General features: G+C 68.3%; 12 protein-coding genes. 2 read left to right on the top strand and 10 right to left on the bottom strand.

The window, feature by feature from the left end:
- On the bottom strand, window positions 1-1,410 hold the full coding sequence (gene mycP, locus ACWEO2_RS36410; protein ID WP_452409519.1) for a type VII secretion-associated serine protease mycosin: 1,410 nt from the start codon (window positions 1,408-1,410) through the stop codon (window positions 1-3).
- Complete coding sequence (gene eccD, locus ACWEO2_RS36405; RefSeq protein WP_452409518.1) at window positions 1,410-2,843, bottom strand: type VII secretion integral membrane protein EccD; 1,434 nt, start codon at window positions 2,841-2,843, stop codon at window positions 1,410-1,412. The genes mycP and eccD overlap by 1 nt, the downstream gene beginning before the upstream one ends.
- Before the next feature lie 272 nt (window positions 2,844-3,115).
- Here eccD and eccA point away from each other — a divergent pair, with 272 nt between their 5' ends.
- Window positions 3,116-4,948 (top strand): type VII secretion AAA-ATPase EccA, encoded by a 1,833-nt coding sequence (gene eccA, locus ACWEO2_RS36400; RefSeq protein ID WP_452409517.1) that lies wholly within the window; start codon window positions 3,116-3,118, stop codon window positions 4,946-4,948.
- Window positions 4,949-5,078: 130 nt separating this feature from the next.
- Here the strand turns inward: eccA and eccB are convergent, their stop codons facing one another.
- Window positions 5,079-6,581, bottom strand: a complete 1,503-nt coding sequence (eccB, locus tag ACWEO2_RS36395; RefSeq protein WP_452409516.1) for a type VII secretion protein EccB — start codon at window positions 6,579-6,581, stop codon at window positions 5,079-5,081.
- A 257-nt stretch (window positions 6,582-6,838) separates the two neighbouring features.
- Between eccB and eccE the strand changes: the two genes are divergently transcribed.
- Window positions 6,839-8,659, top strand: a complete 1,821-nt coding sequence (eccE, locus tag ACWEO2_RS36390) for a type VII secretion protein EccE (protein WP_452409534.1) — start codon at window positions 6,839-6,841, stop codon at window positions 8,657-8,659.
- Window positions 8,660-8,728: 69 nt separating this feature from the next.
- Here eccE and ACWEO2_RS36385 read toward each other — a convergent pair whose 3' ends face one another.
- The 7 genes from ACWEO2_RS36385 to ACWEO2_RS36355 all read right to left on the bottom strand — a co-directional run bounded on the left by ACWEO2_RS36385 (window position 8,729) and on the right by ACWEO2_RS36355 (window position 13,547).
- Window positions 8,729-9,025, bottom strand: a complete 297-nt coding sequence (locus ACWEO2_RS36385) for a WXG100 family type VII secretion target (RefSeq protein WP_354961924.1) — start codon at window positions 9,023-9,025, stop codon at window positions 8,729-8,731.
- An 87-nt stretch (window positions 9,026-9,112) separates the two neighbouring features.
- Window positions 9,113-9,406, bottom strand: coding sequence for a WXG100 family type VII secretion target (locus ACWEO2_RS36380; RefSeq protein WP_452409515.1), 294 nt, complete (start codon window positions 9,404-9,406; stop codon window positions 9,113-9,115).
- A gap of 92 nt (window positions 9,407-9,498) precedes the next feature.
- Window positions 9,499-10,371: an ESX secretion-associated protein EspG gene (locus tag ACWEO2_RS36375; RefSeq protein WP_452409514.1), complete on the bottom strand. Its 873-nt coding sequence runs from the start codon at window positions 10,369-10,371 to the stop codon at window positions 9,499-9,501.
- On the bottom strand, window positions 10,368-11,354 hold the full coding sequence (locus ACWEO2_RS36370; RefSeq protein WP_452409513.1) for a PPE domain-containing protein: 987 nt from the start codon (window positions 11,352-11,354) through the stop codon (window positions 10,368-10,370). The genes ACWEO2_RS36375 and ACWEO2_RS36370 overlap by 4 nt, the downstream gene beginning before the upstream one ends.
- A 34-nt stretch (window positions 11,355-11,388) precedes the next feature.
- Window positions 11,389-11,712 (bottom strand): PE family protein, encoded by a 324-nt coding sequence (locus ACWEO2_RS36365; RefSeq protein WP_452409512.1) that lies wholly within the window; start codon window positions 11,710-11,712, stop codon window positions 11,389-11,391.
- 54 nt (window positions 11,713-11,766) lie between these two features.
- Complete coding sequence (locus tag ACWEO2_RS36360) at window positions 11,767-13,227, bottom strand: hypothetical protein (RefSeq protein WP_452409511.1); 1,461 nt, start codon at window positions 13,225-13,227, stop codon at window positions 11,767-11,769.
- 2 nt (window positions 13,228-13,229) lie between these two features.
- Window positions 13,230-13,547: a type VII secretion target gene (locus ACWEO2_RS36355; protein ID WP_354961930.1), complete on the bottom strand. Its 318-nt coding sequence runs from the start codon at window positions 13,545-13,547 to the stop codon at window positions 13,230-13,232.
- Window positions 13,548-13,605: the final 58 nt, after the last annotated feature.

The raw sequence follows: 13,605 nt of genomic DNA, 5'->3' as shown, positions 1-13,605 counted from the left end.
TCAGCGCTCGCTGTCGAGCAAGGACTGGTCGATTTCGTGGTCGCTGTGCCGGCGCCGGAACGGAATCGCCACCAGCGCACCGATTCCCAGCACCGCCACCGAGGCGGTGGAGCCGATGATCGCCCAGCGCCGCGGCCGCGGGTCCGGGGCCGGCGGCACATAGGGCGCCGGAATGTCGTGTCGCACAGTGGCGGCCGGATTGACCGGTTGCGCCGGCAGCTGCGCGGTGAGCGCGGCCACCAGATCGATCAGCCCGTGCCCGACGCCGTCGTCGCGGCCGGTGCCCGGCCCGTGTGCGGTGCGTTCGATCCGGTCGATCACCTGTGCGGCGTTCAGCTCCGGGAACCTGGCCCGCACCAGCGCGGCCAGCCCGGACACGTACGGCGCCGCGAAGCTGGTGCCCTCGATATCGTGCGGACCTTCGCGGGTCTGCACCGCGTCGATCAGGCCGGTGCCACCGCGCTTACTGTCCAGCGAGGTGATCTGGCGGCCGATCGCGGCCACCCCGATCCAGGGACCGCGCAGGGTGAGCTCGGACGTGGCGCCGGTCGGGTCGATCGAGGCGACCGACAGCACGTACTTGTCGAACCAGGCCGGACTCGAAATGGTCTGCACGTCCGACCAGCCCGAGCCACTGTTCTGCACCTGGCAGGCGCCGTCCTGCTGCAGGTTGCCGGCCGCGGCCACCACGACGACGTTGTGGTCGAAGGCGTATTTCACGGCCGCGCCGAGCGCGCCGTCGGCGGTGTCGGCGCCGGCCGGGGTGCAGGCGACCTCGGAGATGTTGATCACCGTGGCGCCCATGTCGGTGGCCCGCACGATGGCTGCGGCCAGTGTGAGCACATTGCCATATCCGGTACCGGTGATGGCGCCGGGCACCTGATTGCCGACGGCGCTGTTCTTCACTTGATAAGCGAGGCTGAGCTGGCGGATGGTGAGCACCTGGGCATCGGGGGCCACCCCGACGAAGGCGTCGCCAGGGCTGGGCTGCGCGCCGATGATGCCGGCGACGATGGTGCCGTGACCGTCGCAGTCCTCAGTGCCGTCGGTGGTGGAGACGAAGTCGCCGCCGGCCTGCAGCCCGGGCAGCCGCGGATGCCGGTTGACCCCGGTGTCGATGACGGCGACCCGCTGACCCGCGCCGCGACTGAACTGCCAGGCCTCGGGAAGATTCAGCACCCGCTGCGCGACCGGCGGCTCCCGCGGCGGGACGCCCTTGAGCACCGGTTCGGCGCACTGCACCTTCTGCTCGGTGGGCTCGAGCGGGGCCGGATTCTGGCTCAGCGCCAGGGCGAGGCCGATGGCGCCCGGGTCGACACCGGGCAGTGGGACAGCGCCCGCCGGTCCGGGGACGCCGAGCATCGCGACAACGAGAACCGCTGCGGCACAACCGATTCGCGCGAACCTCATCAGATGTTGCGCGCCATCGAGTACACACCCATGATCCACAGCACCAGCGGGATCACCAGGATGATCAGCAGGTATTCGAAGATCTCGCCGACGCGCCGGGCGATCGGGGTGATCTCCACGTGCGGGCCGATGACCCCGAAGGCGACGGTGGCCGCGGCGAAGACGAGCAGGACCACGGCGGCAACCAGCGTCACCCCAGGATGCTCGTACGAATTCCCCAGCGCCACACCGGCCACGACCGCGGCGAAGGTGACGGCACCGCCGGCGATCAGCGTCCCCGCCTGAGTCAGATCGGCGAAGGACCGGCCGCGCAACGCGAGGATGATCGCGAGGATGACCGCCAGCGCCAGCCCCTGCCAGCGGGCGCCGCCCAACGTATCGGCCGCACCGACCCCGCCGAACACCGCGGCGATCGTGCACGCGCCCAGTAGGCCGGTCTGATACTGGTTGGCGGCCTCGGCGCGGCGGCCGAGCCCGACCGCGGACGGCAGGGCCGTCGCGCCGATCGCACCGATGCCTTCGATGGTGGGGCTGGGTTCGTGATCGGCGGGATCGATGGCCGCGCCCGCGGTCGGCACCGGCGGCACCGGAAGCCGGGCCAGCAGCGCGGCCAGCCGCGGCACCATCGACAGCAGGATCAGTGCCCCGATCGACATGCCTGCGGCGATCTTGGGCAACGCCGGATCCCAGATCATGCGCACCGCCGAGATCACCATGCCGATCAGGCACACCGTGATCACCAGCGAAAACAGGGTGGTGCCGACGCCGGTGGCGCGATACCCCACCGCCGCGGCGACCAAGGTCACCGAGAAGGCAAGCAGCAGATGCGGACTGCCCAGCGAACCCGGAGCCAGCAGGGCGGCGCCGCTGAAGAACAGCACCAGCGCGGACAGCGCCAACCACACCGCCGAGAGCGTGTCCGAGTAGCGCCGGGCCGCGATGGCCGCCGCCGTCAGGGCCGCCACCCCGACGCCCAGCGACAGCACCGAGGGCACCCAGCCCGCGCCGTTGGCGCGCACCAGCGTCAGCAGCAGTGCGGCCAACCCCACGGCGATCACGCCCGATACCAGCCCGGTCCAGCGGGCCGCACTCGGCGACCAGCCCCGGAACGAAACCGTGGTCAGCCGCGATACCGCGTCGATGACGTCATCGAACAGCGCCGGGGACTCCTTGGCGCCCACTGCACGTAAAACCAGCAGGTTACCGTCGCGTACCTCGGCCTCGGTCAGGGTGCGGCTGGGCGGGATGGCCTCGCGGCCGAGCCGGGCCAGCGTCCAGTGCTGGGCTTCCGCTGGGCTGGTGTCCTCGTCGCTGTCACCGAGATCCGGTGTCCGCGAACCGATCAGCGCAACCAACTCACCGATGAACGACGCGATCGGGACAGACACCGGCAGTCCGACATCGAGTTGAGTATCTCCCCCAATGACGGACACGCGGCACAATTCGGGTCCGACGACCGCTCGGCGGACGGGATCAGGCGCGGTCAAATTGCCACTCTCACTTTAGTTGACGATCTCACTTGGCAACCTCTCGGTGCCGACCATAATGTATCCAGCAGGCAGCAAACTGCGCCATCACCAGGCAGTAACTGCGCCATCATTAAGCAGTAACTGCGCCATCATTAAGCAGTAACTGCGCCATCACAACGATGGTCAGAGTGAATTGAATTCGCCATTACAACAGAAACATTCGAGGATAGGCAGCTATGACCGGCAACCGCCAAGCACAACGCGCATTCAAGGCCGGTGTTCTTTCCCTGGGACTGTCCATCGACGGCCAGGAATCGACCCGCGATTTGGAGTACGCCAAACTGGCGTTCCAGCGGGCCACGGAGTGGGATCCGACGATGTGCGATGCCTGGCTGGGCTTGGCCGCCGCCGGCGAGGTCACGTCCGCGGTGGTGAACTCGCTGTACGAAACCGCCGGTTCCACGCTGTATCGCGAACAACGCCGCCTCGGGCTGCCGTCGCGGGCGTTGGCGGGGCGGTTTTCCACCGGGCTGTACATCGACTATCCATTGGCCAACTACTCCGAGATCTGTGTGGCGCAGGCGACGATGCTGATCGCCGACAAGCAGTTCGACGAGGCGGTGCGGGTTCTCGATGGGCTCGCCGACTATCAGCGCACCCAGACCGGCGTCGACGTCGGCGCGGATGCGCGACTGGCCGCGTACACGCGCGGGGTACTGCACTACAACACCCAACGCTGGCCCGACGTGATGACCGTGCTCGCCGGCTCCGAAAGCTGGGACGACCCTTTCATGACCGCAGGCGCGCACGTGATGGTCGGGTCGGCGTGCGCTCAGTTGGGCCTGTTCGGCGAGGCGATCCGGCGTATGGAGCTGGCCGAGCGGGGGCCGATCCCCGCCGCCCGCATCACCGCGATGTTCTGCCGCGGGTTGTGCCTCCGCGAGTCCGGCAGCGGGGAAGAGGCGCAGCGCCTGTTCGAGAAGGTGCACTCGCAGGCCCCGGACTTCGCCGCCAACACCGAGGCCATGCGGGACCGCGGCTACCGCATCCAGGTCACCAGCCGTGAGCAGATCGAGGCCCGAACCGACAGGTGGGACCCTGCTTCCGCACCGTCGCTGGAGGACACACAGGCCGCCGAAACCGAGGACCGGGCCAAGCGGATCCTGGCCGAGGCGCGCGCGGAGCTGGAGCGGCAGATCGGCCTGACGGCGGTGAAGAATCAGGTGGCAAAGCTGCAGTCGTCCGCGCAGTTGGCCAAGATCCGCGCCGAGAAGGGATTGGCGTCCGCACCGCGCGGCAACCACCTCGCCTTCACCGGGCCGCCCGGTACCGGTAAGACGACCATCGCCCGTGTGGTCGCCAAGATCTACTGCGGGCTCGGGCTGCTCAAGACCGACAAGGTGGTCGAGGCCAAACGCATGGACCTGGTCGGCGAACACCTCGGATCCACGGCGATCAAGACCGACAAGCTGATCGACTCCGCGATGGACGGGGTGCTGTTCATCGACGAGGCCTACACCCTGATCCAGACCGGGCTCTCCGGCGGGGATGCGTTCGGCCGTGAGGCCGTCGACACGCTGCTGGCGCGGATGGAGAACGACCGCGACCGGCTCGTGGTCATCATCGCCGGCTACGACGGTGAGATCGACCGGCTGCTGGCCGCCAACGACGGTTTGGCGTCGCGCTTCGCCAAGCGGCTGCAGTTCCCCTCCTACACCGCTCCCGAACTCGGCCAGATCGGACGGGTCATCGCCACCGCCCGCGACTCCGAACTCGCCACCGCCGCACAGGAACTCCTGGAAGAAGTGTGCGAGCGGCTCTACAACCTGGAAAGCACCGACCAGAGCGGCCAACCCCGCCGCGGGGTCGACCTGGCCGGCAACGGTCGCTTCATCCGCAACATCATCGAGGCCGCCGAGGAGGAACGCGAATTCCGCCTCGCCAACGACGACACCCTCGATCTGTCCGAGGTCGACGAATCGGTGCTGATGCGGATCGAACGCCCCGACATGCAAACCGCACTCGAAGGCGTGCTGGCGTCGCTGGGGCTGAGCCAGCAGCTGAACTGATCCCTCGCCATCCCCCGGTACGACATCTCGTCACCCCGGCATGCTTTTAGCCGGGATCCACTGTGCCCCGGCGAATTCCGGCTGAAAGCATGCCGGAATGACGGGGGCTCGCATGCGGACGGCGGAGCTGTCAGTTGCTGTTCTGGGGCGGCAACGTGTCGTAACTGGCCAGGGCATCCTGGCGGGACAAGGTCGGCCCTGGCACCAGCTGGCTCACGACCGCCCACGGCGCCAGGCGCGGTGAATCACCCAGGCCCAGCAGCTTGGCGGTGTTGGTATCCGGTATGCCGTAACGGATTCCGATGTCGCTGATGAAGAACAGGCCGTCGCGCCGCACGTTGCCCGAGGTCATCCCGGTGGCCTGCACGAACTCACCGGTCGACGGCGGCACGTACACATTGGAGACGTGATCGGCCGAGCCGGCGCTGGCCAGCTCCACCGGCTTGGCCGGATCCGCCAGCGGCAGAAGAGCGCCCAGCAGCAGCGACACCCTCGCCTTGTCGGCCGGATCGCTCTTGGCGTCCGGCGACACCAACCCGGCGTCCTTGTGCCAGTTCACGCAGGTCACCGGGGCATCCTCGGCCGCAACGATTTTCGGTACCTCGGCCGGGAATTGCGCGATCTGCAGATCGGTCACCACCGGCACCCCGTCGAGCAGATCCGGTGGGACGGTTTTGATCTGGCTCATGCCGTGCGAATCGGCATTGCGCAGAAGCGCGGCGGTGAACGGCGAAATCCGCTGCACCCCATCGGAGAGCACCGCGTACAGCTCCGGCTTGTCGCTGTCGTTCACACCGGCCACCGACACCACGCCGCCCACCGGCACACCCGACAGCTTGCCTGGGCCGGGCTTACCGGCATCCGGAATCGACGGTGGGGTGAGCGGCGGCACCGCGGTGGCGGCATTTATCAGGCCGGCGCCGGCCGGGCGGGCCGGATGCGCTGACAGGTTGAGGGTGCGGGCCAGCACCGAGTTGTTCGGGTCGATCTCGGCGCGCTTGCCATCGTAGATCAGGAAGGTCTGGTCGGCGCGGTACACCAGCACGGCCTCGTTCGCCCCGGCCGAGTGTATCCGGTCGCCCAGTCGCGGCGGCCCGGCCAGTACCGTCGAGGTGGTGGAGGTGACCCCGGTGAAGCTGCCGGTGGCCGAGAGCTGCACCGCGTCGCACAGCGTCCAGTCCGAGCGGGAGCCCTGGCTGGAACCCGGAAGCGATTGCGGCGCACCGGGAATGCCGAGCAGCGGGCCGCGCGGCATGGAGCCGAGCTTGCCCTCCTTGATCGAGGCGGGCGCTTCGTTGCTGCCGGTGATCAGCCGGGCCGAGGCCAGGTTCAGCACCGGGTGCAGGGTGGAGCTGCCGGACTTGTCGGTGACCACCGCGTAGAGGGCGCCGCTGTCCTTACCCATCACGATCTTCGACTGCCCGATCGCGCCCTGCGGGCGGATGAACGCCAGGATCGCCGCACCGGCAACCACCAGCAGCCCCAGGATCGCGCCCACGACCAGCGATCGGCTCTGCGAGCGCAACGGATCATGCAACATGCGCACATCGCGGCGCACAAGGGCGTGGTCGAGGCGCCGCAGTAGAAAGCGATAGCCGTTGACCTGAGCCCGGGTGGTCAGCTGTGCCGGCACCTGCTACCCCTAACTAATAAGTGTGCTCTGGCTCAAAGACTATGTGGTGCACCGCCGGGACGCCACTTACGGCAATTTCATACCAATCCCGCCGGCTCCGCCAGCCAGCCCCCTCGGAACGAGTAACGTTATTCGCGCCGAATCGGTTGCGGGGCACGATACTCGCGAGGCCGGCCGGCGAGTTTATTGGTCAACGGCTGGTTCTACCCGCGGCGGATAATTATGAACAAAACTGTGAAGGAGAAAGACCGGTGACAATGGTCGACGAAACGACGACCGCGCACACTGGTCCGGAGAATCCAGGTGGCGCACCAGCATCCACTGATGAGGGCACGGCGCCCACCGGCGTCACCGCCGCGCCCCGAGCGGCCCTGCGCGACGAGGACTTCTGGCTGTTCCGCGACTATCCGCTGTCCGTGGTGACACCGGTGGTGCTGGTCACCGCCGCGGCCACCTGGGTTGCAACGGTTTTCGCGCTGCCGCTGGCGGCCGTGGCCGGGATCGGCGCGGCCGTGCTGTTGCTGGGGCTGGCACCGATGCGGCGCCGCGCACCTCGCTCGCTCGCCGGAATGTGCGCCGGCGCCGTGGGGTTCCGGTGGTACCGGATGCGGCACAATCCGAGCACCCGGCCGCCGGAGCCGTTCGACGTGCCGGTGCCCGAAGGCGGCAGTTACGGCCTGCGCTGGGACAACGACCGGCTGATCACCATGCTGCGCATCGAGCCGCCGCCGGACATGGTGACCTGGCTGCGGCCCGGCTCGCTGGATGCCGGGCAGCTGCTGCCGCTGGGCGAGGTCGCGAACTGCCTGTCGCAGTTCGACATCACGCTCTCCTCCATCGACGTGATCAGCGCCGGGGCCCGCACCGCCAGCAACGGGCCCGTCGCGCAGATCTACGACAGCATCCTGGGGCCGCTGCCGGCCATCGCCCGCCGCACGGTGTGGCTGGTGCTGCGGCTGGATCCACTGGCCAATGCCGAGGCCGTCGCCAACCGCAGCGGCGGCGGGGAGGGCGCGCTGCGCACCGCGATCATCGCCACCCGCCGCGTCGCCAATCGCCTTGCCGCGCACGGCATCACGGTGTCGGTGCTGACTGCCGCCGAGATCAACACCGCGGTGCAGCAGCTCACCCACGGCATCTCCGTCGATCAGTTCACCGAGACCACGGCCTCGCTGCAATACCAGGGCGTGCATCTGACCAGCTACACGATCGGCAACGATCTCATCGGCACCCGCGGCTTCGCCGATCTGTGGTCCACGCCGAGCCTGTCCACCACGATCGCGGTGCGGTTGCGGCCGGTGCCGCCGCGCGGCGACCAGCGCGCGGTATCGGGGCTGGTCTCGCTGAATGCGCTGGTGCGCTTCGACACCATGACCGCGCCCGAGGGTGCGCCCGTGCCCGGCCTGCGCCGGCTCCCCGGCCAGCAGCGCCGCGCGCTGCTGAACACGCTGCCCATAGGCACCCCGGACCGCCCGGCCGACGAGCAGCGCGGCCCGCTCGACGCGCTCACCGATCTCACCGTGCCCACGGCCGGATGCGGGCAGCTTATCGGCGCCGACACCACCGGCCAGGGCATCGCGGTGCCGCTGCTCGGCGAGGGCACCCGCTATCTCGAGGTGATCGGCAATCTCGATCTGGCACAACAGGTTGTGTTGCGAGCGCTGGCGCTGGGCGCGCGGGCAGTGGTGCACACGACCCGCACCGAGGCCTGGTACACCATGGTCAACCACGTCGGGGCGCCGCATGCGCTCTCGCTGGCGCCGCGCTCAATGGGGACACGGGAGCCCACCAGCGCGCCGGTCGAGCCAGCCAGTGCGCCGTATCCGACGACCACGATGGTGGTCTTCGACGGCATTACACCGACCGCACTGCCGGGCGGAGCCACCATCGTGTACGTGCACGCGGACGAGCAGGGCCACGCGCCGTTCGATGCGGATGTGACGCTGATGCAGCAGCCGTCAACACCGAATCAGATCACCGTGCGCACCGCCGCCGGATCGTCGACGGTGCAGATGGTGACGACGCCGGACGAAATGCAATACATCGGGGAATCATTGGTCACCCGGGAAGCGCAGTGACGCACGGAAAGCGGTGGGCCGGTCGGCGATAATTTCGCCGACCGGCCCACGCTATAACGCTGTGCGAACTCAGAAACCCGAGAAGCCGTCCGCGACGACACCGTCGGCCTGACGCGCACGATGCATCGCGTCGTTGACCGAGTCGTAGAGCTTCTGCAGCACGACCAGGTTGTTGTCGTACTCGTCGGACCAGTTCTTGAAGACGCCGTCGAAGGCGGCCTTGGCCTGATCACCCTGCAGGGCCTGGTGGAAACGCTTGGCCGTGTCGACCAGGTTGCTGGCCTCGTGGTTCAGATCCTTGTGCGCACCCTCTAGTTCATCATGCAATGCGGTCATAGTGGCGGGGTCGTAAAGAATGTCAACCATGTGTGAAACCTCGTTTCGAGTCTGGAATTTCTGATCGGAATCGCCTCGTCAGCGATCGACTCCGTAAAGTGGGCGCGAACCGCAGAATTAGGTCTGCTGGTCCATGCTCGTGATGGTGTGACCGCCCTTGTCGACGGCATCGCTCAGCGCGTTCAGCCTGCCCTTCAGGGTTTCAGCCTCGTTGTGCCATTCGGTCGCGGCCTTCAGGAACGACGCGTTCGCGTCACCCTTCCAGCCCGCCTTGGCGCGATCGGCCGAGTCCTCGATTTCCTGAATCTTGTTCTTGATCTGGTTGATCGCATCGTGCATGTCTTTGACGACATTCTTGTGCTGTGTGTGGTCCAGGGCGACGACGTCGCCACCGCCCATGAAGTTCACCATTTTCCGAACCTTTCCTCATCGTTGAATTCAATCTCGGCGATCAAAGTCCGATCGCCCGTCGAAATAGGAGATGCATACATATTTCGCAGGAATCAGTCCGTCAGCCACCTTCCCCCGGGCAACATCTCGACCACCGTGGAAAGAGCTTCCGCGATTCGACGATCGGTACCCGGTGCGACGGTGGACCAAAGCTGCTGGTCCGGCGCAATTCCCGCGGTGACGAGAACTCGCCCGCGGCCGGTTTCGTAAATGGCGATCGCGCCGGGCGAACGGATTGTCGAACCGTCCTCGTGCGCATAGACCACTATTTCGGCATAACCACGGCAGGATGCGAATGCCAGGCCCAATACCGTGGCATCGCGGTCGGCGACACCGAGCGCATAAAGGGCATCGGCGTAATCGACGGCCGTGGTGGATTCGTCCAGTCGCTGGGCCAGTTCGTCGGCCGGGGCGCTGAAAGTCGCCACATCCGCAGGCGTGCCCGCGCCCAGTGCCTGCAGCAGCGGGCGGGCCAGCGCGGTGCCCGAGCCGTCGGACCAGATCGCCTCGATGTCGAAGCTGTCGCCGGTGCGCACGGCCGCGGCATGCTGTTCGCCGCGCCGGGCCACGCAGACGCGTACCACCCTGGCGGATGGTAAGCCGGCGGGGCGGGTGAGCTCAGTCGGCTGCTCGGGCGTGGATTCCGGTTCGGCGTCCGCGGATTCCGGTGCGGTGGCATAGATCCGGGCGACGATCTCGCGATCCGGCTGAGACAACGCGAACAACGCCAGAGCCAGTTCGGATTCCACTTCGCCATAGGGGTCGAGGACACCGGCGGCGGTCAGGTCCGCGGTCGCCCGCTCCTGCGCATCGCGCCAGTCGTCATACGAATCATGTTGCGGCGCAACGGCGAGCACCACCGGCAGAGTTTGCACCCCGAGGCGCTTGGCCACCGCGAACAGACCGTCGTTAGTCAGCGTCGTCATGGCGCACCCGTACCGGTAGCACCCGGCTCGACCGGCGGAGCCGGTGCGGCCACCCCGCCCAATACCGCGGGGGCGCTGACGATTCTGGTGTCCACGCCGAGTTCGTCACGGCCCGTGGTGGTTTCCTTGACGAGACCGGACCGATGCTCGGCCGCGGTGCCGCCGACCGGGGCACCCGCAGCCATCGGCGAGGCGATCGGACTGCTGCTCGCGGACGCGGTGGTCACCGGAGTCGACTGTGTCACCAGCGCTTCCGTGGTAGTCCGGGTCTGCACCACCGAGGGCGCCCGATACACCGTCTGTACCGGCGGCATGGTGAACGTGGGCGGGGTGAAGTTCGGCATGGCCGGCAGCGCACCCAAGGACATCGTGGGCGTCGCGACCGTTTGGGCGGCAGCCTGTTCCGCGGCCAGCGCGATACCGGAGGTGAGCGCCGGCGGCGGTGCCTGCGTCCAGGGTTCGGCCAGCGGTTCGGTCGCCGCCTCGTAGGTGCGCATCACCCGCGACGCCGCGGCCTTCGCGACATCGGCGTCGGTTTCGGTGGTTGCCGCCACCGCCTTGATCGGGGCGCCGAGCGCGGTACCGATCTGCTCCAGCGAGCGCTGCACCGCCTCCAGGATGGCGATGTCGGCAGTGTTCGGCATCGCCAGCCGGGCGATTTCGTAAGCGGCAGCCTGGCTCGCGGCCCGGGTGGCGTTGTTTGCCGCCTGGGCGGCGGCGTCGGCCAGCCAGTCTCGCAACTTGCTGATCCGCTCGTGCACCGCATTACTGCCCTGCGACTGCCAGGCATTCTGCAGCGCCGCGAGGATCTGCTGGTACTCGACGACCGCTGCACCGAAGGCGAGCGACAGCCGCGACCAGCTCGCGCCCGCCTCGGCCATCGGCACGGGACCCGGACCGGTGGTCAGCTCGTGCGCGAGCCGACCGGCCTCGCGCGCCTCCCAGACCACACCGGTGAACCCGGGCTGTGGTGACTCGATCATCGTCGGTAACCCTTTGTCCGAATCGCGCTGCGGCTCAGACCGATCGGGCGACGTGCGCGGCGCTGTCGCTATCGATCTGCTCATAGTGGCCGGCCTGGGCGCGCAGCGCGGCGGCCAGCTTCCGGATCTCCTGCACCCCGGCGGCGGCGCTGGTGGTGTAGGACTCGGCGACCCCGTTCATGGACTGCGCCGCGCGCAACGACACCTCCTCCGCGCCCGCGGGCGCGACGGTCAGCGTGGGCTCAGCGGCCCGCAGCTCGTCCTCGAGCCGCTGCGCCAAGCCGTCCAGGCCGGCGGCCGCACCACGCGCCGCCGCGGGGTCGAAATACACCCCGTCGAAATTATCCGTACCGGCCATGACGACCTCCCTCATTTGTTATGAACTCAGGTCGGTGGGTCCACCGCCGGAGTGTTACAGCGTGAATTCCTTATCCGCCGGGGGTTCAGCGGTCTGCTTGCCTGCGGCGCCTACCACCGGCAGCGTGACCCCGACGACCGGGCCGACTACGGCGTCGCCGTTGCTGCCCGTCACCAGATTCGCCTGGTGCGCCGCCTGCCCGGTATCCCGCACGGCCGAGGCGGCGGCGCCGGCAGCACCGCCCGTCGGCAGCATGCCCGGCGAGGCACCGGACGAGACCGGGCTCGACATCGGCTCCAGTGCGGAAAGGTTTGCGGCCGCGGCCGTTTGGGTCGGTATGCGGGGCGCACCCGTGGCGCTGGTGCCGGTCCAGGGGCTCAACGGCGTGGCCGGGACGCCCAGTACCGGCATACCGCCGCCACCGACTCCAGCACCGCCGAGACCACCTGGCACGCCGCCCCCTCGGGGGAACGACGCGGGCGACATCGAATCCTTCTGCGCCGCATCGATCGACTTCGGCGCGCTGAGCGAGGTGTTCGCGGTCTGCAACTGCTGCGCGGCCCGGGCGCCGGTCTGCGCCACCTGTGCCAGCGGCTGCACCAGTTGCATGAGTTCTTGCAGACCTTGGGCATTGAGGCCCTTGGGCGCGCCGGTGATCGGGATCTTGGTACCGACATGCGCCATATTCACCGAGTGCACGGCCATCTCGGCGCGCGTCTTACCCACCACCGCAAGGCCCTCGCTGATCGCCTCGATGGTCGAGGACAGCAGGAACGCCTGACCAGGCGGGGTAACCAGGAACGGCGCCACCATCGCGGTGGTGGTGGCGTACTGGCCCACCACACCCGCCATCAGCGCGTTCCCGGTGAACATCGAGAAGGCGGCGTTGCCGAGCACGGCCTGCTGACCGCCGCTCTGCGTGGCCAGCTCGCCGCCGTTCACCTGTGCGGCAGTGCTTTTGGTAGCGGCCGACTGGGCGCCGTCGCTCTGCCAGAGCTGCATCGCGATCTGTAGGGCCGTGGTGCCCAGCTGCATCACGATCTGCAGGCCCTGGGTGATGCCGTTGAGCACGTGCATCGGATCGATCGCGGGAGCCTGCCCGGCGACCGGGCCGGGCACGCCATTCGGGGGCATCGGCGCGGCGGAGTCCTGCGGGGTGCCGGGGGCGTCAGCACCATTGGGGGTGGGCAGGCCGTTGTGGGCCGGGGCGGCCTCGGGATTCGCTGCCGGGACCGGAGTTTGCGCGGGCGCGGCCGGCGCGTCATGGACGGCCGGGGTGCCGATCTGACCGGTGCCGAAGGCGCCCGCCAGATCGGTCAGCGGGCGCATCAGCGCGCCGATGTCCAGCGGCGGGAGCGGCGGCAGGCCCGGAAGCGGCGGTGCCGGCGGAATGATCGGCAGCTGAGGCAGGCCCATCTGATGCAGGATGTGACTCACGGGCTGGTCCAGCATCGGGGCGAGGTTGCTGCCCCGAAGCAGTTCCAGCACCGTGGGGTCGAGCGAAGGCTGCGACATCGTCAGGCCTGACGGCCGATGTCGTCCAGGTTCGCGGCCGAGCCGCCGTCGGTGTGCTCGTAGTGGGCCGCGGCCTCGTGCAACGTCAGCGCCGTGCCGGCGTGCACCGCGGCCAGCTCGTTCACCGAGGTGATGTGGTTGAGCTGCGCGCCCGCGTACGAGAACAGGAAATCCTGCCCCAACAAACCGAACACCGGCACCGCCGCAGCCATGGTGGCGGCCTGGTCGACGTTACCCAGCGCGGCCACGGTAGTGGCCATCGTCGCCGAGGCGTTCCCGAATTCACGAATCGCGTCGGGTGTCGCTGCGATCCTGTCCATCGAAACTCCACTCCTAATAATGGCTGTCGATCCACAGTGCATCGTAAACATACCGGAC

Source organism: Nocardia sp. NPDC004278, from assembly GCF_053602975.1.
This window is presented reverse-complemented; position numbering and strand designations above follow the sequence as displayed.

What these genes read in the sequence shown, in the direction of transcription:
- mycP (WP_452409519.1), bottom strand. Translation starts at nt 1,410, where the DNA reads ATGAGGTTCGCGCGAATCGGTTGTGCCGCAGCGGTTCTCGTTGTCGCG.
- eccA (WP_452409517.1), top strand. Translation starts at nt 3,116, where the DNA reads ATGACCGGCAACCGCCAAGCACAACGCGCATTCAAGGCCGGTGTTCTT.
- eccE (WP_452409534.1), top strand. Translation starts at nt 6,839, where the DNA reads ATGGTCGACGAAACGACGACCGCGCACACTGGTCCGGAGAATCCAGGT.
- ACWEO2_RS36385 (WP_354961924.1), bottom strand. Translation starts at nt 9,025, where the DNA reads ATGGTTGACATTCTTTACGACCCCGCCACTATGACCGCATTGCATGAT.
- ACWEO2_RS36380 (WP_452409515.1), bottom strand. Translation starts at nt 9,406, where the DNA reads ATGGTGAACTTCATGGGCGGTGGCGACGTCGTCGCCCTGGACCACACA.
- ACWEO2_RS36375 (WP_452409514.1), bottom strand. Translation starts at nt 10,371, where the DNA reads ATGACGACGCTGACTAACGACGGTCTGTTCGCGGTGGCCAAGCGCCTC.
- ACWEO2_RS36370 (WP_452409513.1), bottom strand. Translation starts at nt 11,354, where the DNA reads ATGATCGAGTCACCACAGCCCGGGTTCACCGGTGTGGTCTGGGAGGCG.
- ACWEO2_RS36365 (WP_452409512.1), bottom strand. Translation starts at nt 11,712, where the DNA reads ATGGCCGGTACGGATAATTTCGACGGGGTGTATTTCGACCCCGCGGCG.
- ACWEO2_RS36360 (WP_452409511.1), bottom strand. Translation starts at nt 13,227, where the DNA reads ATGTCGCAGCCTTCGCTCGACCCCACGGTGCTGGAACTGCTTCGGGGC.
- ACWEO2_RS36355 (WP_354961930.1), bottom strand. Translation starts at nt 13,547, where the DNA reads ATGGACAGGATCGCAGCGACACCCGACGCGATTCGTGAATTCGGGAAC.